This window comes from Citrobacter sp. HN-141 (assembly GCF_033341895.1).
Taxonomy (GTDB): Bacteria; Pseudomonadota; Gammaproteobacteria; order Enterobacterales; family Enterobacteriaceae; genus Citrobacter.
Genome location: NZ_JAWPBF010000008.1, coordinates 75,544 through 98,419, shown reverse-complemented (window position 1 = coordinate 98,419; position 22,876 = coordinate 75,544). Strand labels below are relative to the sequence as shown.

Below are 22,876 nucleotides of genomic sequence, written 5' to 3'. Positions count from 1 at the left end.
GGACAATTTAGGTTCTTGTCCGTCTTTATGTTTTTTACTTTATGCACATTTTGTCGGATGGTCTGACGCCATCAGGCATGAACATCGTTAATTCCGGTGTTCAAACGCCAGAGCTTTACGTTCGATCAGGCGCATCATCAACGTCAGCAAGCCATTGACGATCAGGTAAATCACGCCCGCGGCACCGAAGACCATGACGTCATAGGTACGGCCGTACAGCAGTTGGCTGTAGCCCATGACTTCCATCAGTGTGATGGTGTACGCCAGAGAGGTACTTTTAAAGACCAGTACCACTTCGTTGGAATACGAGGAGAGGGCGCGTTTAAAGGCATACGGCAGCAGAATGGCCAGCGTATCCTTTTTGCTCATCCCCAGCGCACCACAGGACTGCCACTGGCCTTCCGGGATTGCTCGAATCGCACCGTAAAACAGTTGCGTGGTATAGGCCGCACTGTTTAACGACAGCGCAATTAACGCGCACAACCACGGTTCAGAGAGTAGATGCCACAGTACCGGATATTCTTGCAATGCCGGAAACTGCCCTGGTCCGTAGTAGATCAGGAAGATTTGCACCAGCAGCGGTGTACCGGTAAACAGCGTGATATAAGCGCGAACCAGCCAAACCAGCACCGGCGTTTTCAGTGTCAGGATAACAGTGAAAACCAACGCCAGAACCAGTGCCACCACAATCGAGGCGACCGTCAGCGTCAGGCTGGTGTGCAGCCCTTTCAGTAGTTCAGGTAAATACTCAAGCATTAGCCTGGTCTCCGCTCAAAACGTGTCGCGCGCAGGTCAATGCGTTTGAGAATGTACTGACTCACCAGCGTAATCACCAGGTAAATAGCCGCCGCGACGATGTACCAGGTAAAGGGTTCCTGAGTACGGGTCGCAATGCTTTTGGTTTGTAGCATCAGATCGTTCACGCTGATAAGGCTAACCAGCGCGGTATCTTTCAGCAACACCAGCCACTGGTTTCCCAGACCCGGCAGAGCATGGCGCCACATTTGCGGCATCACCAGGCGAAAGAAAATCGCGGTTTTAGATAAACCCAGCGCCTGGCCTGATTCCCATTGTCCAAGCGGAACCGCTTTCAACGCACCGCGCAGCGTTTGTGAGGCATAGGCTGCGTAAAGCAATGACAGCGCAATCACACCGCACAGGAACGGGCTGACGTCGAAGTTTTCAATCTGCATCTGAACGGGGATTTGCACGAACCCGAGATTGATCGTAAAGCCATCGGCCAGCGTCAGCAGCAGTTGAGAGGAACCGAAATAGATAAACAGAACGACCAGAATTTCTGGTAACCCGCGCAGAATAGTGACCAGCGCTGAACCTGCCCATGCCACTGGACGCCATTTTACAGACTCCCAGACGGCAAAGAACATGGCGAGCGCAAGGCCAATAATCAGCGCACAAACGGCAAGGCCGACGGTCATCCCGGCGGCGCTTGCTAAAGGAAAAAATTCATTCATCAAATATTACTTCTGGAACCATTTGTTATAGATGGTTTCGTAAGTCCCATCTTTCTTCACTTTTTCCAGCGCAGCGTTAAATTTCTGCTGCAGCTCGGTATTACCCTGGCGCACCGCGATGCCCAGACCGGTACCGAAGTAATCTTTATCCGTCACTTTATCGCCAACGGCAGCCAGTTTCGGATTGTCTTTCAGCCATTCGGTTACCACTGCGGTATCACCAAAGACGCCGTCAATACGACCGTTTTGCAGATCCAGTTTGGCATTCTGATAGCTGTCATATGGCACGGTCGTCACTTCCGGATGTTTATCCATGATGAATTTCTGGTGCGTGGTACCGTTTTGTACGCCGACTTTTTTGCCTTTCAGCTGGTCGATGCTGGTGTATTTACCCTGCTGGCCGACAAACAGTGCCGAGTTGTCGTAGTAAGGCGTCGTGAACAGGACCTGCTTTTCACGTTCTGGTGTGATGTCCATACCGGCCATTACCGCGTCAAAGCGGCGGAACTTCAGGCTGGGGATCAGGCTGTCGAAGGCCTGATTGGTAAACGTACAGGTGGCGTCAATCTCTTTACACAGCGCATTCGCCAAATCAACGTCAAAGCCCACGATCTTGTTATTAGCATCGATGGATTCAAACGGAGGATAGGACGCTTCGGTAGCGAAACGAATGGTTTGGGCTGCGGTAGCGGAAAGACTAAAACCTGCGATTAGCGCGGCAATCAGAACTTTTTTCATTGTATTGTCCCGAATCTTAGTGAGAAAGATAGTTTTTAAACGCTTCGGTTTGCGGGTTGGCAAAGCAGCTCGCATCCCCAAACTCGACGATATGACCGTTTTCCATATACACCACACGACTGGCTGTTTTACGTGCAACTTCCACTTCGTGGGTGACGATCACCTGAGTAATTTTGGTTTCCGCCAGCTCACGAATGATGCTGACGATTTGGGCCGTGATTTCCGGGTCAAGCGCTGCGGTAGGTTCGTCAAACAGCAGCACCTGCGGTTCCATCATCAACGCACGGGCAATCGCTACACGCTGCTGTTGGCCACCGGACAAATGCAGTGGATAGCGATCGCTGTAAGGCTTCAGGCGCAGACGCTCAAGCAGTTTTTCAGCACGCGCCAGTGCTTGTTCTTTCGTCAGACCAAGTACGCGGCAGGGCGCTTCAATCAGGTTTTGCTGTACCGTCAGGTGCGGCCAAAGATTGTATTGCTGGAAGACCATGCCCACGTTTTGACGCAGCTCACGAATGGCTTTATCTGATGGGGTTTTCGTGAAGTCGAAACGGTTACCCGCAATAGAGAGCGTGCCCGAGCGCGGCATCTCAAGCAGATTGAGTACACGCAGTAGCGAGCTTTTCCCGGCTCCACTTGGGCCAAGTAACACCAGTGTTTCACCCTGAGGGCAATCCAGCGTGATATCGAACAGCGCCTGATGTGCGCCGTAGAAGCAGTTAATGCCGTTTAATTGAATACTCATTGATTCTCGTATGCTGGCAGTCTGATAGCTATACACTTCATCCTTCAAGCTGCCTCTTTGTTGGCTGCGTTCATTCACTCCAGTCACGTACTATTCGTACGCTCCTGGAGATTCATTCACTTGCCGCCTCGACGCATCATGAATGATTTTGTGTATATTGAAGCCGCAGATACTACCTTTGACAGAATAGTTATGCAATATTTATGCGTTAAAAGTTAAATGCAAACCGCATTCTTATCTAAACATAGCACAAAATAGCGGGGCTACCAGTGGGCAAGAATAATTGTCGGCATTCTATGCAGAATGCCAGACAATTTATGGGGGTTATGATTCAGGTGGGTGAATGGGGCGGTTAGCGGTTTTCGACAGACTGGCGCAGCGTCCCGGCCGGCGCGTGTACGCTGCCGCCCAGATAACGCACATCATCGACCACCCAGCACTGGCCTTCACGGATCATCAGCACTTCATCGCGCCAGCTCTGATCGCCTTGTTTGAGTTCGACGCGCAGAGGAATATTGCGTGCATCACTATTCGGAATGGTTGATGCGCTGGCGACGCTGGCGCTGTCCGGTAACGTGGCGCGACTGGAGAACGGATCGCTGTTAAACAGTTCGCGATGCGCGTTATCACGGCTGGCATCGTTCAGCAGTTTCGCCAGGTTGTCACTTAAGTACGGGCGCAGGGCGGTAATGTCATTGTTACGATGCTGGATGCGGTAATCATAGAATTGCTGGGCCACGCTGTCTGGCCCGCCTTCTACGCATGAACCGCTACGCGTGCCGTTATCTTTATAGACCGGCGTCACGGTAGTACAGGCGCTGAGAAGAAGTGCACAGGGGACCAGCAGAGAGAGTTTCGAGTAGCGCATAATGATTTCCTTATTAGCTTTCTACGATTAGTGTTCTACGTTGATAGAATATATCCTTTCAATGATAGTGGATCGGTTCGATAATGCTTTTGAGATCGTGCTCTTAGCGCAACAAGGAGATTAACCATGCAGTTTTCGACTACCCCTACGCTTGAAGGGCAGAGCATCGTGGAATACTGCGGTGTGGTAACCGGCGAAGCTATTTTAGGCGCAAATATCTTCCGCGATTTCTTTGCGGGTATCCGCGATATCGTCGGTGGGCGCTCCGGCGCGTATGAAAAAGAATTACGTAAAGCGCGTGAAATTGCTTTCCAGGAACTCGGCGAACAAGCCAAAGCATTGGGCGCTGATGCGGTTGTCGGTATTGATATTGATTACGAGACCGTCGGGAAAGATAGCAGTATGCTGATGGTCAGCGTCAGCGGTACCGCGGTAAAAACTCGCCGATGAAGCGTCTGCTGTGGTTGCTGGCGTTCACGCTGCTGTTGGCCGGGTGTGCCGGCGAGAAAGGGATTATCGATAAAGACGGGTATCAGTTAGATACCCGCCGTCAGGCTCAGGCGGCCTACCCCCGCATTAAGGTGTTGGTTATTCATTACACCGCAGATGATTTTGATTCATCACTGGCTACGCTGACGGATAAAAACGTCAGCTCACATTATTTGATCCCGGCGGTGCCGCCGTTATATCACGGCAAGCCACGTATCTGGCAACTGGTCCCGGAAAAAGATTTGGCCTGGCATGCAGGGATTAGCTTCTGGCGTGGCGCCACGCGCATCAACGACACATCAATTGGTATTGAGCTGGAAAATCGCGGCTGGCAAAAGTCGGCGGGAACGAAGTATTTCACCCCGTTTGAAGCAACACAGATTCAGGCGCTGATCCCGCTGGCAAAGGATATTATCGCCCGTTACGACATCAAGCCACAAAACGTCGTGGCTCATGCGGATATCGCGCCACAGCGTAAAGACGATCCTGGCCCCCTGTTCCCGTGGCGTGAGCTGGCGGCACAAGGTATTGGCGCGTGGCCGGATGCGCAGCGCGTCACGTTTTATCTCGCTGGACGTGCGCCTCATACGCCGGTAGACACCGCCTCGTTGCTCGATGTGTTGTCGCGCTATGGCTACGACGTTAAACCAGAAATGACGCCACGTGAACAACAGCGGGTGATTATGGCGTTCCAGATGCACTTCCGGCCGGCGTTGTGGAACGGCGTGGCGGATGCTGAAACCCAGGCGATTGCCGAGGCGTTACTGGAGAAATACGGGCAGGGTTAGCGCGGTAACTTGCCGTGGTCGCGTAACCAGGCCGCGGTACGTTCAATCCCTTCGTCCAGCGTGACTACGGGCTGATAGCCTAACTCTTCCTGAGCGCGCGTTGTATCCAGCGTAAAATCAAAATTAAGCTTCGACACACCGTAATGCGTGAGCTTGGGTTCTTTAGCCGATTTATTACCAAGACGTTCCATGCTGCGGGCTATCATGTCCAGCATCGGATAAGGAACCGAACGAATACGGCAATCAATATTCAGCTCATCAATGAGCTTCTGCACGATGCTGCGCAGGGTGCGATGCTCGCCGTTGGTAATGTTATAGGCACGACCTGACGGCAGTTTATCGCAGGTTGTCTGGCTTGCCAGCCACATCGCATGCACTGCGTTCTCGTAATAGGTCATATCTACCAGCGCACTTCCGCCGTGCGGCAACAGAATGCTGCCATAGTGATGCATCATATGCGCCAGACGCGGGATAAACACTTTATCATGAGGGCCGAACAGACTTTGCGGACGCAAGACCGTAAAACGGGTCTGCGGGTTGGCCTGAGCTAACAGTGCAATAACCTCTTCACCAGCGGCTTTGCTGCGGGCGAATTCGTTGGCGAAGCGATGTGGGCGGAAGTCCTCTTTGATATCACGATGGTGGTGATAGTCAAAATACAGTGAGGGAGAGGAGATATGAATAAAGTTACGCACGCCCCAGGCAACGGCCCACTCGCCCAGACGACGGGTAGCGCGGACGTTGGCCAGATCGAAGGCTTCCTGCGTGCCCCACGGTGAGGTGAAACTGGAGCAGTGCCATAGTGTGTCGATACCTGCGAGCATCACTTTTGCCTGCGAAGAGACCAGCTCGGTCAGATCCGCATGGACAAATTCTGCCCCCATTTTTTCCAGCAGCTTACCCATCGCTTCGTTGCGACCGGTGGCCCTGACGCTGATGCCTTTCCTGCACAAAAACTCAACCGCGTTTCGGCCCAAGCCGCTGGTGGCTCCGGTAACCAGTACCTTCATATCAATCCACTGTGTTTAAAAAACGTCGTGCGCATTCTTCCGTGAAATACGCTCGTATGCAATGGGAAACATGAAAGAATACAGTCTCTTTTTATCATTAGTTTGTGATTTGTTCTGCAAGTTTGGCAATACGCTTCGCCATCCCTCTGAAAATGAACAAGTGCGCTGGGATCATCAACAGCCAATAGAAGAGACCGGGCATCCCGTGCGGGTGCCACCATGCCCGGACATCAATGCGTCGGTGATCGCCTTTTTCTTCCAGCGTAAAGCTCAGACGACCAAGACCTGGGGCCTTCATGCCAAACAGCAGCGTGAGCTGCTTTTCCGGTTCAACGATGATGACTTTCCAGCTATCAACGGTATCACCCACCTGCAACAATGGATGTTGAGGCCGACCTTTCGCCAGCTTGTGACCCACCAGCAGGTCCAGCGCCGCACGTGTCTTCCACAAAATATTGCCAAAGAAATAACCTTCTTTACCCCCGAGGCGGTTCACGACCTGCCACAACGCTTTCCGGCTGGCGGAGGTCTCCACGCTAAAACCGGCTTGTTTGGCAAAATACCCATATTCAGGACGCCAGCGTGCAAAAGCCTGAGCGTCGTAACCCCAGTCGCTGGAGTTAACCAGTTTTTCTTCTTCTTTCAGCGTACTGCGAACCGCGTCGTCGAAGGCAATCAGCGGTTGTGGGATCAGCATCCGTAGTTCGGTGTCATCAGCCAACAGATCGTGCTTAAGCCCCTGGATTAGCGCTTTCGCCGTCGTCGGCGGAACCGAAGTAATGACATTTAAAAACCAGACGGAGATCCAGCGGGTCGGAAAGGGGATAGGGACCAACAGCCGATGCTTACCGCTGACTGTCATAAAGTGCTCAAACTGCTCCTGGTAGCTTAATACCTGCGGGCCTGCTGCTTCGAGTACGCGGTGTTTGCTTGCCGGATGGTCCAACAACGCCACCAGGTAATACATCAGGTTTTCCAGCGCGATAGGCGTGGTGCGAGAACGTACCCAGCGTGGCGGGGTTAACACGGGGAGGTTATAGACCATGTCGCGCATGACTTCAAACGCAGCGGAACCTGCGCCAACGATAATGCCTGCACGTAGCTCAGTCACCGGTACACCGGATTCGCGTAGCGTATCTGCGGTGATCTGGCGCGCACGCAGGTGATCGGACTGCTCATGTCTGGGAGCCTGCAATGAGCTCAGGAAGATCAGTTGTTTGACCGGGGTCGTACGCAGTGCATCGCGCACGTTTTCTGCGACCAGGTGCTCATGGGCAATAAAGTCGCCCCCTTCGCCCATGCCATGAACCAGATAGTAAACGGTATCAATACCCGCCAGCAGCGGCGGCAAAGTATCCGGTACATTTAAATCGATCTTATGACAGTTAACATTGGCCAGTTGCTGCTTTTCCAGCCGCTCAATGCGACGTGCCGCAGCCAGCACCTGATGCCCTTGCTGGCTGAGCGCCTGAACCAGATGCTGACCAATGTAGCCACTGGCGCCAAGAACCAAAATCCGTTGCGGCACGCCTGACTCCTTAGCGGGTTAAAAAAGCGCGCCAGTGGGCGACGACTTCAGCAAGCTGTGTACGTGACACGTCCAGATGCATCACCAGACGTACAATCGGGGAGGCGTTAATCAGCACATCATGTGCCTTCATATACTCGCCCAGTGCTGCGGCATGTTCTTCACCAACACGGATAAACAGCATGTTGGTGTCGTGACGCATGACGTCCGCTCCCGCTTCACGCAACTGTTCTGCCATCCAGGCCGCGTTGTCGTGGTCGTCTTGTAAGCGCGCGACGTTATTTTTCAGCGCATACAGTCCGGCTGCCGCCAGAATCCCGGCCTGGCGCATCCCGCCGCCGGTCATTTTGCGCCAGCGAATCGCGCGTTTGATATAGTCATGACTGCCGACCAACAGTGAACCCACCGGCGTTCCCAGCCCTTTGGAGAGACAAATTGTGAACGAGTCGCAGTATTGGGTAACGTCTTTTAACTCACAGCCGTAGGCGACGATGGCGTTAAAAATACGTGCGCCATCAACGTGCAGGGCAAGGTTTCGCTCACGGGTAAATTCCCAGGCATCCTTCAGGTACTCACGTGGCAACACTTTACCGTTGTGGGTGTTTTCCAGACTGAGCAGGCGTGTGCGGGCAAAATGGATATCATCCGCTTTGATTTTTGCCGCCACTTTATCCAGTGGCAGAGAACCATCTGGCGCAGCATCAATAGGTTGGGGTTGGATACTCCCGAGCACTGCGGCGCCGCCAGCTTCATACAAATAGTTATGAGCCCCCTGACCGGCGATATATTCCTCGCCGCGCTGGCAATGGCTGAGTAACGCAACCAGATTAGCCTGAGTGCCGGTAGGCAGGAAAATAGCCGCTTCTTTACCAGAAAGTTCAGCGGCGTATTGCTGAAGGGCGTTAACGGTAGGGTCATCTCCGTAAACGTCGTCCCCGACCGGGGCCGCCATCATTTCTTCCAGCATGGCGCGACTCGGGCGGGTGACGGTATCACTGCGTAAATCAATCATGGTATCTCCTTATTACACTTCATCCTTCAAGCTGCCTCGGCGTTGGCCGCGCCCTTAAACCCCAGTCACATAGTATGCCTATGCTCCTGGGGATTTTCGGGCTAGCCGCCTTGATGCATCATGAATGATTTTGTGTGTGATTTAATAAGGATGTTTTACCTTAGCCAGTTAGTTTTCGCCAGTTCGATCACTTCATCACCGCGCCCGCTGATAATTGCGCGCAGCATATACAGGCTAAATCCCTTCGCTTGTTCGAGTTTTATTTGTGGTGGAATGGCGAGCTCTTCTTTCGCCACAACGACATCGACCAGCACCGGACCATCGATTGACATGGCGCGTTGCAAGGCCTCATCGACCTCAGAGGATTTCTCTACGCGGATGCCGGTAATACCACAGGCTTCGGCGATACGTGCGAAGTTGGTGTCGTGTAGTTCCGTTCCGTCCGTCAGATAACCACCCGCCTTCATCTCCATCGCCACAAAACCCAGTACGCTGTTGTTAAACACGATTATCTTCACCGGGAGCTTCATTTGCACAACTGAGAGAAAATCGCCCATTAACATGCTGAAGCCACCATCGCCGCACATCGCGACGACCTGACGGCCTGGTTCAGTCGCCTGCGCACCGAGCGCTTGTGGCATGGCGTTTGCCATTGAACCGTGGTTAAACGATCCTAGCAGACGGCGTTTACCGTTCATTTTCAGATAGCGTGCGGCCCACACCGTTGGCGTACCAACGTCGCAAGTGAAGATGGCGTCGTCCGCGGCAAAGTGGCTGATTTGTTGTGCCAGATATTGTGGATGAATGGCTTTATCGCTGGGCTTGGCTAAATCATCCAGCCCTTTTCGTGCATCGCGATAGTGCTCCAGCGCTTGGTCTAAAAACTGTCGATCGGTTTTTTCTTCTAGCTGTGGAAGCAGGGCGCGAAGCGTGGATTTAATATCGCCCACCAGCGCCATATCCACTTTGCTGTGTGCGCCAATGCTCGCCGGGTTGATATCAATCTGGATAATTTTGGCATCGGTAGGGTAGAACGGACGATAAGGGAACTGGGTGCCGAGTAAGATCAGCGTGTCGGCATTCATCATGGTATGGAACCCGGAAGAAAAGCCGATTAATCCGGTCATGCCGACGTCGTACGGGTTGTCGTATTCAATGTGCTCTTTACCACGCAGGGCGTGAACAATTGGGGCTTTGATTTTAGCGGCAAATTCGACCAGCTCTTTATGTGCCCCGGCACAACCGCTGCCGCACATCAGGGCAATGTTGCGGGAATAACGCAGCAGTTGCGCCAGCTTTTTAATTTCTTCTTCTGCTGGCGTAACTATTGGCAGCGGTGCGTGATACCAGTGCGTACTGGCGCTTTCCGGCGCGGGTTTCAGCGCGACGTCGCCAGGTAAGACGACAACTGAGACACCGCGATTTAATACGGCTTTTCGCATCGCAATCGCCAGTACCTGGGGGATCTGCTCAGGACTGGAAACCAGCTCGCAATAATGGCTACATTCGCGGAACAACTCCTGCGGGTGAGTCTCCTGAAAATAACCACTGCCTATCTCACTGGAAGGAATATGTGCAGCAATTGCCAGCACCGGGACATGGTTGCGGTGGCAATCAAACAGGCCGTTAATTAAGTGCAGGTTTCCCGGTCCGCATGAACCGGCACAGACGGCCAGCTCGCCGGTCAGTTGGGCTTCTGCGCCTGCGGCAAAAGCGGCAACCTCTTCATGGCGGGTTGGCATCCAGTCAATCGTTCCCATACGATTCAGACTATCGCTGAGGCCATTCAGTGAGTCGCCCGTCACGCCCCAAATACGTTTAACGCCAGCTTGTTCAAGGGTTTTAGCAATAAAAGCGGCAACCGTTTGTTTCATGGTTTTCCATCTCCTTTAATGTGATACCGGTTACAAGTTTAGATGAAGATAATAGTTATGCTTCTCATTACCCCCTTATTTTCGGCAGCTTACATTTCACGAAGATAAAGCGTAGCTTGGCAGAAGACATGGTAAAACAAGGAATAAATTCAAATGGTTACAAAACTATTAAATGCAGTTAACCGGACGCTGACGCACGAAGATTTTGGCAAGTTTTTGTTACGCCTCGCTGTTGGGGGGCTGATGCTGTTTCATGGACTGCATAAGCTGTTCGCGGGTATTGATGGCATCAGTGGCATGCTGATAGCCAAAGGGTTCCCCGGCTTTATTGCATACGGTGTCTTGCTGGGGGAGGTTGTTGCGCCTTGCCTGATTATTCTAGGGATACTGACACGCCCGGCGGCATTAGGGCTGGCGTTTACAATGATTGTGGCGTGGCTGATGGTCGGGATGGGAGAAACCTGGTCTCTGGACAAAACCGGCGCCTGGGCGATTGAGAGTCTGGTGTACTTTTTTGTTGGCGCGATGGCGGTGGTGTTTCTGGGCGCAGGAAAATATGCCCTGGGCGGCAATTCAGCCTGGCGGTGATAAATGACCGGACGACGGTATTAATACTTCGTCCGGCCTACAATGGTTCTTGTAGGCCGGATAAGTATGCCATCCGGCAATGACTATTTACGCAAGTACCAGATCGCCCTGCGGGTGACAGGAACACGCCAGAACGTAACCTTCCGCAATTTCCGCATCGGTCAGCGTCATGGTGCTGCTGACCGTGTAGTTACCATCAACCACTTTGGTTTTGCAGCAACCGCACACGCCTGCGCGACAGGCGGCAACGACCGGAACCTTATTGCTTTCCAGTGCTTCCAGTAGCGTCGTGCCAACCGGCGCATAGAACTCTTGTGCGGGTTGCAGCTTGGTGAACTTCAGACCGCTGGTTGCCGCTTCGGCCACCGGAGTGAAGAACTGCTCTTTAAAGAAGCGTGTTACGCCAAGCGCTTTCACTTCTTTTTCGACCAGATCCATATACGGGGCCGGGCCACAGGTCATCACGGTACGTGAGGTAAGATCCGGGACGTTCTTCAGCAGTTCGGTGGTCAGTCGGCCAGAAACAAAACCCTGAGAGGCATTGTTTTCAGCGACTAATGTCACCGGATACTCACGCCATTCATCGGCAAAGATGACATCTTCTGGCGAGCGAACGTTGAAAATCACCTGCACGTCGGCTTGTGGACGGTACTTCGCCAACCAGCGACGCATCGACATGATAGGCGTTACGCCACAGCCGGCAGCCAGCATCAGGAACTTGTCTTCCGCTTTATCTTCACAGGTAAATTCACCCATGGCATCGGACAGCCAGATGTAGTCGCCGCGCTTCACGTCGCGGGTTAACCACTGAGAACCTGCACCGTCGTCAATGCGGCGGATGGTCAGCGTGATGTATTCGCTTACGCCCGGCGTTGAAGAGATGGTGTAAGCACGCAGCGTATCCGCTGAGTTACGAACGCTGACCAGTGCATACTGCCCGGCACGATAGGGATAATAGTCGTGGCATAGCAACGAAATTGTCCACACATCCGGCGTTTCCTGATGGATGTGATGAACCTGCATCCGCCACGGGCACTGATGGGTTGGCATTGTCATTCTTTACTCCTTACGCGCTCAGCAGCTGCTTCATGTCTTCTTCAACGGTGGTCACGGAACGCAGACCAAATTTCTCGTTGAGTACAGCCAGCAGATCGGGTGTGAAGAAGCCAGGTGCAGTTGGGCCAGTCACGATGTTTTTCACACCCAGTGACAGCAGGGTCAGCAGGATGACAATCGCTTTCTGTTCGAACCAGGAGAGCACCAGAGACAGTGGCAGATCGTTCACGCCACAACCCAGTTTCTCAGCCAGAGTGACGGCCAGGATAATGGCAGAGTAGGCATCGTTACACTGACCGGCATCGACCAGACGCGGCAGACCTTCGATATCGCCGAATTCCAGTTTGTTGAAACGGTATTTACCACAGGCCAGAGTCAGGATCAGGCAGTCATCCGGTACGCTGGTGGCGAAATCGGTGAAGTAGTTACGTTCACCGCGTGCGCCGTCACAACCGCCAACCAGGAAGATGTGACGTAGTTTTTCGCGGCTCACCAGGTCAATCAAGGTATCAGCTGCACCCAGCAGCGTTTGACGACCGAAACCGACAGTTATCAGGTGCGGAATTTCGCTGTACGGGAAGCCAGCCATCTGCTGCGCCTGAGCAATAACCGGACCGAAGTCATCACCTTCGAGGTGGCTCACACCCGGCCAACCGACGATGCTACGGGTCCAGATGCGGTCATCGTATGCGCCAACGGTTGGGTCGATGATGCAGTTAGAGGTCATGACGATTGGGCCAGGGAAACGAGCAAATTCAACCTGCTGGTTCTGCCAGCCGCTGCCATAGTTACCGATCAGGTGTTTGAACTTACGCAGTTCCGGGTAGCCGTGTGCTGGCAGCATTTCACCGTGGGTATAAACGTTAACGCCGGTGCCTTCAGTCTGCTCAAGCAGATTGTACAAATCTTTCAGGTCGTGACCGGAGATCAGAATGCACTTCCCTTCGGTTGCTTTCACGTTGACCTGGGTTGGGGTTGGGTGACCGTATTTTGTGGTTTCACCGGCATCCAGAATGCTCATCACTTTAAAGTTCATCTGGCCGATTTCCATTGAGCACTCCAGCAGAGCGTTCATGTCGGAAGGCCAGGTACCCAGCCATGCCATGATTTTGTGGTACTGAGCGTAAATATCGTTGTCGTACTGGCCGAGAACGTGTGCGTGCTCCATGTAAGCTGCCGCACCTTTCAGACCGTACAGACACAGCAGACGCAGGCCGAGGATATTCTCGCCGATGGTCGCTTTGTCTTTATTCGGGGTAAATTCAGCGGCCTGACGTTGCAGGTCGCCCAGATCGTCGCTGACCAGTTGCAGGTCGGCCATTGGGTTTTCAACAGTAGCGTTAGCATCAATGTTCAGGCACTGCGCTTTCAGAGCATCGCGCATGGCGATAGCTTCACGAGCATAGCCAACAATACGCGGGGAATCGAAGTTCACGTTGGTCAGCGTGGAGAAGAATGCACGCGGCGCGAAGTTATCAACTTCATGGTCGATGATGCCGTATTCACGGGCTTTAACAGCCCATGCAGACAGACCTTGTAGGGAAGCAATCAGCAGATCCTGCAGATCGGAGGTTTCAGCCGTTTTACCGCACATACCCTGCGCGTAAGAGCAGCCGTTTCCTGCCGGAGTACGGATGGTTTGTTCACATTGCACACAAAACATGGTCACACCTTTTAAAGTTATATTTGATATACATGTTTAAGGTTATGCCTGCGTGCGAAGGGATTAAAGGGATTTCTGCTACAACTTGCAGGGAGATTGATTTAGCGCAATTTTGGCGGTAGCTGACTACCGCCAGAGAGGTATTTGTCTGTGTATCAGGCGGAGAAAAAGGCCATTAACAGTGGTACTAACAGGCTCAGAATAAAGCCGTGCACAATGGCTGCGGGAACCATCTCCAGACCGCCACTGCGTTGTAACACGGGCAGCGTGAAATCCATTGATGTCGCCCCGCAAAGACCCAATGCGGTTGAACGACTGCGGACCACCAGTCCAGGGATCAGCATAATGGCAATTAACTCACGCGCCAGGTCGTTAAAGAAGGCGGCGCTGCCAATTACGGGACCGAATGATTCGGTCAACAGAATGCCTGACAGGGAATACCAGCCAAAACCCGATGCCATCGCCAGTGCTGTTTTTAACGGCAGGCCGAGGATCAGCGCATTAATGACGCCACCCAGCAGAGAACTGGCCACCACGACCACGGCAACAATCATGCCCCGACGGTTCAGTACGATCTGCTTTAATGTCATACCGCTGTTTCGCAGTTGGATCCCAACCAGGAATAATAAAAAGATCAGCGTATATTCGCTGGCTTCAGTAGCGTGTTGCAGTACCGACAATCCGGTAAGGCCCAGCAGAAAACCCAGCACCACGACGCCGCAAAGCTGTAGAGACTCCAGCGCCATCGCGATTCGCGAGGGGAGCTTCTCTTGCTGGTGGCTGTGCCGCCAGGGGAGTGAGCGCTCCAGCCACAGCAGCGCTGCGATATTACACAGCAGAATGACCGTCACACTGACGGCAGAATAATAAAGAATGGATAACAGATTACTGGCGAGATTATCCAGAAACGCCAGACTGATCCCCATAAAAAAGAGAATAAGGTAGACGATCCAACTCAACAGCCGATTGATGAGTTTTAATGCGGCTCTGTGTCGAAGCGGAATGAGATAACCCACAATAAGGGGTACCAGAATGATTAACAGCCCTGAGAACATGAAACCCCGATCCTTGCTGAGAAGTAAGACGAAATGCGCCTGCACACACTACTGAAAGCAAAGAGGGGAGTAAAGTTGCAAATAAAAGGAAATATAGCGAGGAAAAAAAAGGCCTGACAGTTCATCAGGCCTTGTTGTTAGCGATTAATCGCGTTTTTCCAGCAGGGTGCGGTAAATAAGACCGCCGACGATCCCGCCGATAATCGGCATAACCCAGAACAACCAAAGCTGTTGCAATGCCCAACCACCCTGGAAGATAGCAACCGCAGTGCTACGCGCCGGGTTTACGGACGTATTGGTGACCGGGATACTGATCAGGTGAATCAACGTTAATGCAAGACCGATGGCAATTGGCGCAAAACCTGCCGGAGCATGTTTATCGGTCGCACCGTGGATCACTAATAAGAAACCTGCGGTCAGAACGATTTCAATTACGATGGCAGAAAGCATGGAATATCCGCCAGGTGAATGCTCGCCGTAACCGTTTGAGGCGAAGCCACTGGCTGCTGCATCAAAACCGGCTTTGCCGCTGGCAATAAGATAAAGTACCGCTGCTGCTACAATACCGCCCACAACCTGAGCAATAACATAACCAATAACGTCTTTCGCCGGGAAGCGACCACCAGCCCATAAACCGAATGTCACTGCAGGGTTAAAATGGCCACCTGAAATATGACCCACAGCGAATGCCATGGTTAATACAGTCAGACCAAACGCCAGGGCGACACCGGCAAACCCAATACCTAACTCCGGGAAAGCTGCGGCCAGAACGGCACTACCACACCCGCCAAAAACAAGCCAAAACGTGCCGAAGAACTCGGCTGCTAATTTCCTGAACATAACCACCTCAATTAAAAGTTCCGGGTTAGTTTTTCTATCCCGGTATTTCATCGCTAAAAGGGACGATGATTAAAGCGCGCTTATTCTAGAAAAAAATCTCATCCCTTCGCCACTTAAATTAATAAAAAAATTTGATTTAAGGCAATGTGATGCGAATCCTTTTTGGAGTTCAGGTGAATAAAGCGTAGTTCAGTTATCAGAAATCTGATGATTGACGTCTGAAATTATATTCAAAAGTAATTTTTAAAGAGAATATTCTTAACTCTTTCGATTTATCTGCGGATGATATTGGGTGTTCTGAGCGCCCGCTTACCGTTATACTCCTGATAACTTGAAGGAAAAAGTGAGCATTTCCGGAGGCTATATGATTCTCGAACGCGTTGAGATTGTTGGGTTTCGTGGTATTAATCGGCTGTCGTTGATGCTGGAGCAAAACAACGTGCTGATTGGGGAAAACGCGTGGGGTAAGTCCAGCCTGCTGGATGCGTTAACCCTGCTGTTGTCGCCGGAGTCGGATTTGTACCACTTTAACCGCGAAGATTTCTGGTTCCCGCCGGGAGACATCCAGGGCCGGGAACATCATCTGCATATTGTCCTGACATTTCGTGAATCACAACCGGGTCGCCATCGTGTGCGCCGATATCGCCCGTTAGAAGCGTGCTGGTCGCCGTGCCATGATAACTATCACCGTATTTTTTATCGGCTGGAAGGCGAGTGCGCTGATGACGGCAGCGTCCTGACATTACGCAGTTTTCTTGATGGCGAAGGCCGCCCGTTGCCCATCGATAATATTAACGATCAGGCGCGTCATCTGGTGCGTTTGATGCCAGTATTACGTTTACGTGATGCGCGTTTTATGCGGCGGATCCGGAATGGAACGGTGCCGGATTCCGCTGATGTTGAAGTGACTGCGCGTCAACTGGATTTTATGGCACGTGAGTTGGCCACCCGACCGCAGAATCTGACGGATGGGCAGATTCGCCAGGGGTTGTCGGCGATGGTTCAACTGCTGGAGCACTACTTTTCAGAACAAGGTTCCGGTCAGTCCCGCTATCGTCTGATGCGCCGACGCTCCAACAACGAGCAACGCAGCTGGCGTTATCTGGATATTATCAACCGTATGATTGATAAACCCGGAGGGCGTACGCACCGTGTGATTCTGCTGGGGCTGTTTTCCACGCTGTTACAGGCCAAAGGGTCGCTAAGACTGGATAAAGACGCTCGTCCGTTGCTATTGGTAGAAGATCCTGAAACGCGCTTACACCCCATTATGTTGTCTGTTGCCTGGCAACTGTTGAATCTGCTTCCCCTCCAGCGAGTGACGACGACCAACTCTGGTGAATTGTTGTCGCTTACGCCCGTGGAACATGTTGTCCGTCTGGTACGAGAATCTTCCCGCGTCGCCGCCTGGCGACTGGGACCGGGAGGACTCAATGCGGAGGACGGGCGGCGCATTGCCTTCCATATCCGTTTTAATCGGGCGTCTTCACTGTTTGCCCGTTGCTGGCTGTTGGTGGAGGGAGAAACAGAAACATGGGTCATTAACGAGCTGGCTCGTCAGTGTGGGCATCACTTTGATGCCGAAGGGATTAAAGTCATTGAATTTGCCCAGTCAGGGCTTAAACCCCTGGTGAAGTTTGCCCGCCGGATGGGAATTGAGTGGCATGTGCTGGTCGATGGCGATGAGGCGGGGAAAAAGTATGCGGCCACGGTACGCAGCCTGCTGAACGATGACAAAGAGGAAGAGCGCGAGCATTTGACCATGTTACCTGCGCTGGATATGGAACACTTTATGTATCGCCAGGGGTTCTCGGACGTCTTTCATCGGGTGGCGCAAATACCGGAAAATGTGCCGATGAATATGCGGAAAATTATCGCGAAGGCGATCCATCGCTCGTCAAAACCGGATCTGGCGATTGAAGTGGCGATGGAGGCGGGGCGACGCGGTGTTGAAGCGGTGCCAACGTTGCTGCGGAAAATGTTTTCCCGCGTGCTGTGGTTAGCACGCGGGCGAGCGGATTAGCGGCGGAACATGACTGATAACTGCGAGTGGATACTGTCGAGTAACTGATAGCGGCGGCGATATTCCGCGCGCTTCTTACTGGCAATATCTGCTTCGCTTTTACGCGCCAGCGTACGCGGAATATGATAGTAGCCATTGCGGTCACATTCGCCGCCCACTGACTCCCAAAATGAATTGTAGTCAGAATGAATCACCTTGTTTTTATCATGGTAACGCTGGCTGCGAAAAATATGCTGGTCATTGCTGACGGCCAGTACTTGTTCAATATTCAATTGTTCTGCAAAACGACAAATAGCTTCCATTACAATACGTTTAGGAAACAAACCATGGCATGATTTTGTCGCTTTTTGAATTTCTTCGTGCGGCATTAATCGGTTTCCCCCCTGTAAGCCACCAATAAAAAGCGCGCTGCGCCCTTCATAGTTGCACAGGGTGAAGGTCATTTCTGCTAATGTCTCGCCCTCACTATTACGGACAAGAATGGTACTTTCACCTTCTTTATCCAGGGCAATAAATGATGACATTATAATGGTGTATATTGCGCTGTCTTTGCCTTCAATTTGTGCCAGTTGTAGCCCATCTGCACTTAAATAATCATTAAATTCTGTCGATGAAAAAGCGTTGCGGATAACATTGTAATGAAAACGCACAGCATCGAGTTTTGCTTTACGATCAAGGTTGACTGCGAGATATGCGCGATGCAGGCGAACCGGTATACGGGGTTGGATCGCGAGAATTTCCTCGAGATCCGGCCATTGCGCCAGCTCAGCCATCCATTCACGTGTTAATCGTGGCATCAGCAATGAACGCCATACAAACTTACGGCGAAAGCTGCGTTGATGCCAAAATTTACCTGGTCGCCATTGTCCGGTTGTCAGACGACAAAAAAGACTAAAACTTGTGGCGGGTCTGGAAGAATGAAAAGTGCTTTCTGTTAGCTGGCTCATAATAACAATCCAATAGATACTCTGATACTAATTTCAGCACAGTGGACCTTAACGGTTCATCAATAACTCTGTTATTCTTTGCACTTTTCAACGTCTGTTAATTTATCGTTGATGGTTATCACTCCACTCTGGTAGGCGTATTGGGGGACACTGGGACATTTATGAAGCTCAAGGGAAAAATTAAAAAACGGTATTTTCTCCTCGCCATCATCATTATTGTGGCGATGATTTCACTTTGGCGAACGCTTAATGCGCCACTACCTCAGTATCAAACGTTAATTGTACGTCCAGGCGATCTCCAGCAAAGTGTGCTGGCTACCGGGAAACTGGATGCGTTACGCAAAGTTGATGTTGGTGCCCAGGTGAGTGGGCAGTTAAAAACGCTGTCAGTAGCCATTGGCGATAAAGTTAAAAAAGATCAGTTGCTCGGCGTTATCGATCCTGAGCAGGCGCAAAACCAAATCAAAGAAGTAGAAGCGACGCTCATGGAGCTGCGGGCTCAGCGTTTACAGGCTGAAGCTGAGTGGAAACTGGCACGCGTAACGCTTTCTCGTCAGCAACAACTGGCGAAAACGCAGGCGGTTTCGCAGCAGGACCTCGACACGGCAGCGACCGAAATGGCGGTCAAGCAGGCACAGATTGGCACTATTGATGCACAAATTAAGCGTAATCAGGCTTCCCTTGATACGGCAAAAACGAACCTCGATTACACGCGAATCGTCGCACCAATGGCAGGTGAAGTGACGCAAATCACCACCCTCCAGGGGCAAACCGTTATTGCCGCCCAGCAGGCGCCTAACATTTTGACGTTGGCAGATATGAGCACCATGCTGGTAAAAGCGCAGGTCTCCGAGGCAGACGTTATTCACCTGCAGCCGGGCCAAAAAGCCTGGTTCACTGTGCTGGGCGATCCGCAGACACGGTATGAAGGTGTGCTCAAAGATGTCCTGCCGACGCCTGAGAAGGTGAATGACGCCATCTTCTACTATGCGCGCTTCGAAGTGCCTAACCCTAAAGGGATCCTGCGCCTTGATATGACCGCACAGGTGCACATCCAGCTCACCGACGTTAAAAATGTGCTGACGATCCCGCTGTCGGCGTTGGGCGATCCTATTGGCAACAACCGCTATAACGTCAGGCTGCTGCGCAATGGTGAAACTCGCGAACGCGAAGTGGTCATCGGCGCCCGTAATGATACCGACGTAGAAATTGTGAAAGGGTTCGAAGAGGGTGATGAAGTGATCACCGGTGAGGGTAAAGCGGGAGTGGCACAATGACGGCATTGCTTGAGTTGAGCAATATCCGCCGCAGTTACCCGTCAGGCGAGGGACAGGTCGAGGTATTAAAGGACGTTTCCTTGCGCATTCAGGCCGGCGAAATGGTGGCGATTGTCGGGGCGTCTGGCTCAGGTAAATCGACGCTGATGAACATTCTGGGATGCCTGGACAAGCCGACCAGTGGAACCTATCGGGTTGCGGGGCGGGATGTTTCCACCCTGGATAGCGATGCGTTAGCGCAACTGCGACGTGAGCATTTCGGCTTTATCTTCCAGCGTTATCATTTGCTGTCACATCTAACGGCGGCGCAAAATGTTGAAGTCCCGGCGGTGTATGCCGGGACTGAACGTAAGCAGCGTCTGGCTCGTGCTCAGGAGTTACTTCAGCGCCTGGGATTGGGTGACCGCATTGATTATCAGCCTTCCCAGCTTTCCGGTGGTCAGCAGCAACGTGTCAGTATTGCCCGTGCGTTGATGAACGGTGGTCAGGTCATTCTGGCCGATGAACCCACTGGCGCGTTGGACAGCCACTCCGGCGAAGAGGTGATGGCTATTCTGCATCAGCTACGCGATCGCGGGCATACGGTCATTATCGTCACGCACGACAGCCAGGTTGCCGCCCAGGCAGAACGCGTCATTGAAATTCGTGATGGCGAGATTGTGCGTAATCCGCCACCACAAAAGCCCGCTGCCGGACGTGATATTGCTGAACCAACGGTGACGACGGCTTCTGGCTGGAGCCAGTTTGTCAGCGGTTTTCGTGAAGCATTGACCATGGCCTGGCTGGCCATGGCCGCCAACAAGATGCGTACACTGCTCACAATGCTGGGTATTATCATCGGCATCGCGTCGGTGGTGTCGATTGTGGTGGTGGGCGATGCGGCAAAACAGCTGGTGCTGGCAGACATTCGTGCTATCGGTACGAATACTATTGATATCTATCCAGGCAAAGATTTCGGTGATGACGATCCACAGTATCAGCAGGCGCTGAAGTATGACGATTTAGTCGCGATTCAGAAGCAACCCTGGGTCAGTTCCGTTACGCCTGCGGTATCGAAGAACCTGCGCCTGCGCTATGGCAATATTGATGTTGCCGCCAGCGCAAACGGCGTTAGCGGTGATTACTTCAACGTCTATGGTATGACGTTCAGTGAGGGGGCCACCTTTAATGCAGAGCAACTGGCGGGGCGGGCGCAGGTGGTGGTACTCGACAGCAATACCCGACGTCAGTTGTTCCCCAGCAAAGCGAAAGTGGTGGGCGAGGTCATTTTGGTGGGAAATATGCCAGCCACTGTTATTGGCGTCGCGGAAGAAAAACAATCGATGTTTGGCAGCAGTAAGATCCTGCGCGTCTGGCTGCCATACAGCACCATGTCAGGGCGGATCATGGGGCAATCGTGGTTAAACTCTATTACCGTGCGGGTAAAAGAGGGGTTTGATAGCGCCCAGGCCGAGCAGCAACTCACCCGTCTGTTATCGCTGCGTCATGGCAAAAAAGATTTCTTCACCTGGAACATGGATGGCATCTTGAAAACCGCCGAAAAAACCACACGTACATTACAGCTCTTTCTGACGCTGGTGGCGGTGATTTCGCTGGTGGTGGGCGGGATCGGCGTGATGAACATTATGCTGGTATCGGTGACAGAGCGTACGCGTGAAATCGGTATTCGGATGGCCGTGGGGGCGCGGGCCAGCGATGTGTTACAGCAATTCTTAATTGAGGCTGTGCTGGTGTGTCTGGTGGGAGGCGCGCTCGGCATCAGTTTGTCGATGTTAATTGCCTTTACGCTACAGCTGTTCCTGCCCGGGTGGGAAATTGGTTTCTCCCCTGTCGCGCTGTTAACGGCTTTCCTGTGTTCAACCGCCACCGGAATTTTGTTTGGCTGGCTTCCGGCCCGTAATGCAGCGCGTCTGGATCCCGTTGATGCCCTGGCACGAGAATAACGTGTTGTATTGCATAAGAAATAAAAATGCCAGCCTCAGGGGCTGGCATTTTGTCTGCGGGATGTACACAATGAGACAGAAGAGCTATGCGACAGCTTCTGCTTCAATGACGGGCACGATAAGACTGGCATGATTGCCTTTTGGCCCCTGGTGGACATCAAACTGGACAGACTGTCCGGCTTTTAGCGTTCTGTAACCATCCATCTGAATGGTGGAATAATGGGCGAAGATATCTTCACCACCGCCTTCGGGGCAGATGAAACCAAACCCTTTGGCATTGTTGAACCACTTAACAGTACCCGTTTCCATACTTCGACATCCTTCGTAAATCTTATATAAGTAAGATGGAATGAACCGGTGGCGGAGTGGGGGCTGTTCAAAACCTCGCCAACTCTCGAAACTACAATTTAGAGAAATCAGGCGAGGCGTCAAGCGCCAGGCAGGTGGAATAGGGTAAAAATGCATCAAAATTTGAAGCAGTTAACGCTATTGTCGGATATGTGACAGATGTCGCGGATGACACTGATAGATGATAGTTATCTAATAATTGAGGTAGATTGATTGTGCGCATAGGCTCTTGTCAGCGGCAAGTTATTCTGCCGGTAACCGTAACTGAAGATGACGACTGACAATGGGTAAGACGAACGACTGGCTGGATTTCGAACAGCTGGCGGAAGACAAATTGCGCGACGCGCTAAAACCGCCATCTATGTATAAAGTGATATTAGTCAATGATGATTACACTCCGATGGAGTTTGTTATTGACGTGTTACAAAAATTCTTTTCTTATGATGTAGAACGTGCAACGCAACTGATGCTTGCCGTTCACTATCAAGGTAAAGCCATCTGCGGCGTATTCACCGCCGAGGTTGCTGAAACCAAAGTGGCGATGGTGAACAAATATGCGAGGGAAAACGAGCATCCGTTGCTGTGTACGCTGGAAAAAGCCTGAATGCAGGC

At 52.1% G+C, this 22,876-nt stretch carries 22 protein-coding genes; 7 read left to right on the top strand and 15 right to left on the bottom strand.

The annotated features are described in order from the left end of the window. Positions 1 to 87 precede the first annotated feature (87 nt). The 5 genes from artM to RYZ59_RS11655 form a co-directional block, all read right to left on the bottom strand. The gene (artM, locus tag RYZ59_RS11675) at positions 88 to 756 is read right to left on the bottom strand and encodes an arginine ABC transporter permease ArtM (protein ID WP_137382221.1); all 669 of its coding nucleotides are present in this window, start codon (positions 754 to 756) and stop codon (positions 88 to 90) included. Next, the gene (artQ, locus tag RYZ59_RS11670) at positions 756 to 1,472 is read right to left on the bottom strand and encodes an arginine ABC transporter permease ArtQ (protein WP_040231854.1); all 717 of its coding nucleotides are present in this window, start codon (positions 1,470 to 1,472) and stop codon (positions 756 to 758) included. The genes artM and artQ overlap by 1 nt, the downstream gene beginning before the upstream one ends. A gap of 6 nt (positions 1,473 to 1,478) precedes the next feature. Then, a complete protein-coding gene (gene artI, locus RYZ59_RS11665; protein WP_003027298.1) occupies positions 1,479 to 2,210 on the bottom strand; it encodes an arginine ABC transporter substrate-binding protein ArtI in 732 nt (243 codons plus the stop codon). A gap of 16 nt (positions 2,211 to 2,226) precedes the next feature. Then, complete coding sequence (gene artP, locus RYZ59_RS11660; RefSeq protein ID WP_137382222.1) at positions 2,227 to 2,955, bottom strand: arginine ABC transporter ATP-binding protein ArtP; 729 nt, start codon at positions 2,953 to 2,955, stop codon at positions 2,227 to 2,229. Between the two features lie 352 nt (positions 2,956 to 3,307). Next, complete coding sequence (locus RYZ59_RS11655) at positions 3,308 to 3,823, bottom strand: lipoprotein (RefSeq protein ID WP_200000890.1); 516 nt, start codon at positions 3,821 to 3,823, stop codon at positions 3,308 to 3,310. A gap of 126 nt (positions 3,824 to 3,949) precedes the next feature. On the opposite strand from RYZ59_RS11655, the gene RYZ59_RS11650 reads away from it, so the two are divergent. Next, a complete protein-coding gene (locus RYZ59_RS11650; protein WP_001160726.1) occupies positions 3,950 to 4,273 on the top strand; it encodes a heavy metal-binding domain-containing protein in 324 nt (107 codons plus the stop codon). After that, positions 4,270 to 5,100 (top strand): N-acetylmuramoyl-L-alanine amidase, encoded by an 831-nt coding sequence (locus RYZ59_RS11645; protein ID WP_318048004.1) that lies wholly within the window; start codon positions 4,270 to 4,272, stop codon positions 5,098 to 5,100. Before RYZ59_RS11650 ends, RYZ59_RS11645 begins: the two co-directional genes overlap by 4 nt. On the opposite strand, the gene RYZ59_RS11640 is transcribed toward RYZ59_RS11645, so the two are convergent. The 4 genes from RYZ59_RS11640 to poxB form a co-directional block, all read right to left on the bottom strand. Then, positions 5,097 to 6,110, bottom strand: a complete 1,014-nt coding sequence (locus tag RYZ59_RS11640; protein ID WP_137382225.1) for an NAD-dependent epimerase/dehydratase family protein — start codon at positions 6,108 to 6,110, stop codon at positions 5,097 to 5,099. The genes RYZ59_RS11645 and RYZ59_RS11640 overlap by 4 nt on opposite strands. Positions 6,111 to 6,207: 97 nt before the next feature. Beyond that, positions 6,208 to 7,638, bottom strand: a complete 1,431-nt coding sequence (locus tag RYZ59_RS11635) for an SDR family oxidoreductase (protein ID WP_318048005.1) — start codon at positions 7,636 to 7,638, stop codon at positions 6,208 to 6,210. Between the two features lie 10 nt (positions 7,639 to 7,648). Beyond that, positions 7,649 to 8,650: a low-specificity L-threonine aldolase gene (gene ltaE, locus RYZ59_RS11630; RefSeq protein WP_202038975.1), complete on the bottom strand. Its 1,002-nt coding sequence runs from the start codon at positions 8,648 to 8,650 to the stop codon at positions 7,649 to 7,651. 155 nt (positions 8,651 to 8,805) lie between these two features. Continuing rightward, on the bottom strand, positions 8,806 to 10,524 hold the full coding sequence (poxB, locus tag RYZ59_RS11625; protein WP_318048006.1) for a ubiquinone-dependent pyruvate dehydrogenase: 1,719 nt from the start codon (positions 10,522 to 10,524) through the stop codon (positions 8,806 to 8,808). A gap of 153 nt (positions 10,525 to 10,677) precedes the next feature. Between poxB and RYZ59_RS11620 the strand changes: the two genes are divergently transcribed. Further along, positions 10,678 to 11,112, top strand: coding sequence for a DoxX family protein (locus RYZ59_RS11620; protein ID WP_318048007.1), 435 nt, complete (start codon positions 10,678 to 10,680; stop codon positions 11,110 to 11,112). A gap of 87 nt (positions 11,113 to 11,199) precedes the next feature. Here RYZ59_RS11620 and hcr read toward each other — a convergent pair whose 3' ends face one another. From hcr to aqpZ, 4 genes are all read right to left on the bottom strand, one after another. Beyond that, positions 11,200 to 12,168, bottom strand: coding sequence for an NADH oxidoreductase (gene hcr, locus RYZ59_RS11615; RefSeq protein WP_318048008.1), 969 nt, complete (start codon positions 12,166 to 12,168; stop codon positions 11,200 to 11,202). A gap of 10 nt (positions 12,169 to 12,178) precedes the next feature. Next, the gene (gene hcp / locus RYZ59_RS11610; RefSeq protein ID WP_137382230.1) at positions 12,179 to 13,831 is read right to left on the bottom strand and encodes a hydroxylamine reductase; all 1,653 of its coding nucleotides are present in this window, start codon (positions 13,829 to 13,831) and stop codon (positions 12,179 to 12,181) included. Between the two features lie 155 nt (positions 13,832 to 13,986). Beyond that, positions 13,987 to 14,886, bottom strand: a complete 900-nt coding sequence (locus tag RYZ59_RS11605; RefSeq protein ID WP_318048009.1) for a lysine exporter LysO family protein — start codon at positions 14,884 to 14,886, stop codon at positions 13,987 to 13,989. A 144-nt stretch (positions 14,887 to 15,030) separates the two neighbouring features. Continuing rightward, positions 15,031 to 15,726, bottom strand: coding sequence for an aquaporin Z (gene aqpZ, locus RYZ59_RS11600; protein ID WP_048212061.1), 696 nt, complete (start codon positions 15,724 to 15,726; stop codon positions 15,031 to 15,033). A 364-nt stretch (positions 15,727 to 16,090) separates the two neighbouring features. On the opposite strand from aqpZ, the gene RYZ59_RS11595 reads away from it, so the two are divergent. Further along, entirely contained in the window at positions 16,091 to 17,749 is a 1,659-nt protein-coding gene (locus RYZ59_RS11595) for an ATP-dependent endonuclease (RefSeq protein ID WP_318048010.1), read from the top strand. Here RYZ59_RS11595 and RYZ59_RS11590 read toward each other — a convergent pair. Continuing rightward, positions 17,746 to 18,696 carry a VirK/YbjX family protein gene (locus tag RYZ59_RS11590; protein WP_318048011.1) on the bottom strand — a complete coding sequence of 317 codons (951 nt, stop codon included), beginning with the start codon at positions 18,694 to 18,696 and terminating at the stop codon, positions 17,746 to 17,748. The two genes, RYZ59_RS11595 and RYZ59_RS11590, sit on opposite strands and share 4 nt — an antisense overlap. Before the next feature lie 161 nt (positions 18,697 to 18,857). Between RYZ59_RS11590 and macA the strand changes: the two genes are divergently transcribed. Further along, positions 18,858 to 19,973: a macrolide transporter subunit MacA gene (macA, locus tag RYZ59_RS11585; protein ID WP_318048012.1), complete on the top strand. Its 1,116-nt coding sequence runs from the start codon at positions 18,858 to 18,860 to the stop codon at positions 19,971 to 19,973. Then, positions 19,970 to 21,916 carry a macrolide ABC transporter ATP-binding protein/permease MacB gene (gene macB, locus RYZ59_RS11580; protein ID WP_318048013.1) on the top strand — a complete coding sequence of 649 codons (1,947 nt, stop codon included), beginning with the start codon at positions 19,970 to 19,972 and terminating at the stop codon, positions 21,914 to 21,916. Before macA ends, macB begins: the two co-directional genes overlap by 4 nt. A gap of 84 nt (positions 21,917 to 22,000) precedes the next feature. Here macB and cspD read toward each other — a convergent pair whose 3' ends face one another. Beyond that, complete coding sequence (gene cspD, locus RYZ59_RS11575; RefSeq protein ID WP_005128369.1) at positions 22,001 to 22,225, bottom strand: cold shock-like protein CspD; 225 nt, start codon at positions 22,223 to 22,225, stop codon at positions 22,001 to 22,003. Positions 22,226 to 22,547: 322 nt separating this feature from the next. On the opposite strand from cspD, the gene clpS reads away from it, so the two are divergent. Continuing rightward, positions 22,548 to 22,868 (top strand): ATP-dependent Clp protease adapter ClpS, encoded by a 321-nt coding sequence (gene clpS / locus RYZ59_RS11570; RefSeq protein WP_005128368.1) that lies wholly within the window; start codon positions 22,548 to 22,550, stop codon positions 22,866 to 22,868. Positions 22,869 to 22,876: the final 8 nt, after the last annotated feature.

Coding starts and splice junctions, on each gene's coding strand:
- hcp (WP_137382230.1), bottom strand. CDS start 13,831: ATGTTTTGTGTGCAATGTGAACAAACCATCCGTACTCCGGCAGGAAAC.
- RYZ59_RS11645 (WP_318048004.1), top strand. CDS start 4,270: ATGAAGCGTCTGCTGTGGTTGCTGGCGTTCACGCTGCTGTTGGCCGGG.
- RYZ59_RS11655 (WP_200000890.1), bottom strand. CDS start 3,823: ATGCGCTACTCGAAACTCTCTCTGCTGGTCCCCTGTGCACTTCTTCTC.
- artI (WP_003027298.1), bottom strand. CDS start 2,210: ATGAAAAAAGTTCTGATTGCCGCGCTAATCGCAGGTTTTAGTCTTTCC.
- RYZ59_RS11595 (WP_318048010.1), top strand. CDS start 16,091: ATGATTCTCGAACGCGTTGAGATTGTTGGGTTTCGTGGTATTAATCGG.
- aqpZ (WP_048212061.1), bottom strand. CDS start 15,726: ATGTTCAGGAAATTAGCAGCCGAGTTCTTCGGCACGTTTTGGCTTGTT.
- RYZ59_RS11590 (WP_318048011.1), bottom strand. CDS start 18,696: ATGAGCCAGCTAACAGAAAGCACTTTTCATTCTTCCAGACCCGCCACA.
- macB (WP_318048013.1), top strand. CDS start 19,970: ATGACGGCATTGCTTGAGTTGAGCAATATCCGCCGCAGTTACCCGTCA.
- artM (WP_137382221.1), bottom strand. CDS start 756: ATGCTTGAGTATTTACCTGAACTACTGAAAGGGCTGCACACCAGCCTG.
- RYZ59_RS11620 (WP_318048007.1), top strand. CDS start 10,678: ATGGTTACAAAACTATTAAATGCAGTTAACCGGACGCTGACGCACGAA.
- RYZ59_RS11640 (WP_137382225.1), bottom strand. CDS start 6,110: ATGAAGGTACTGGTTACCGGAGCCACCAGCGGCTTGGGCCGAAACGCG.
- artP (WP_137382222.1), bottom strand. CDS start 2,955: ATGAGTATTCAATTAAACGGCATTAACTGCTTCTACGGCGCACATCAG.
- poxB (WP_318048006.1), bottom strand. CDS start 10,524: ATGAAACAAACGGTTGCCGCTTTTATTGCTAAAACCCTTGAACAAGCT.
- RYZ59_RS11650 (WP_001160726.1), top strand. CDS start 3,950: ATGCAGTTTTCGACTACCCCTACGCTTGAAGGGCAGAGCATCGTGGAA.
- RYZ59_RS11605 (WP_318048009.1), bottom strand. CDS start 14,886: ATGTTCTCAGGGCTGTTAATCATTCTGGTACCCCTTATTGTGGGTTAT.
- clpS (WP_005128368.1), top strand. CDS start 22,548: ATGGGTAAGACGAACGACTGGCTGGATTTCGAACAGCTGGCGGAAGAC.
- macA (WP_318048012.1), top strand. CDS start 18,858: ATGAAGCTCAAGGGAAAAATTAAAAAACGGTATTTTCTCCTCGCCATC.
- artQ (WP_040231854.1), bottom strand. CDS start 1,472: ATGAATGAATTTTTTCCTTTAGCAAGCGCCGCCGGGATGACCGTCGGC.
- ltaE (WP_202038975.1), bottom strand. CDS start 8,650: ATGATTGATTTACGCAGTGATACCGTCACCCGCCCGAGTCGCGCCATG.
- hcr (WP_318048008.1), bottom strand. CDS start 12,168: ATGACAATGCCAACCCATCAGTGCCCGTGGCGGATGCAGGTTCATCAC.
- cspD (WP_005128369.1), bottom strand. CDS start 22,225: ATGGAAACGGGTACTGTTAAGTGGTTCAACAATGCCAAAGGGTTTGGT.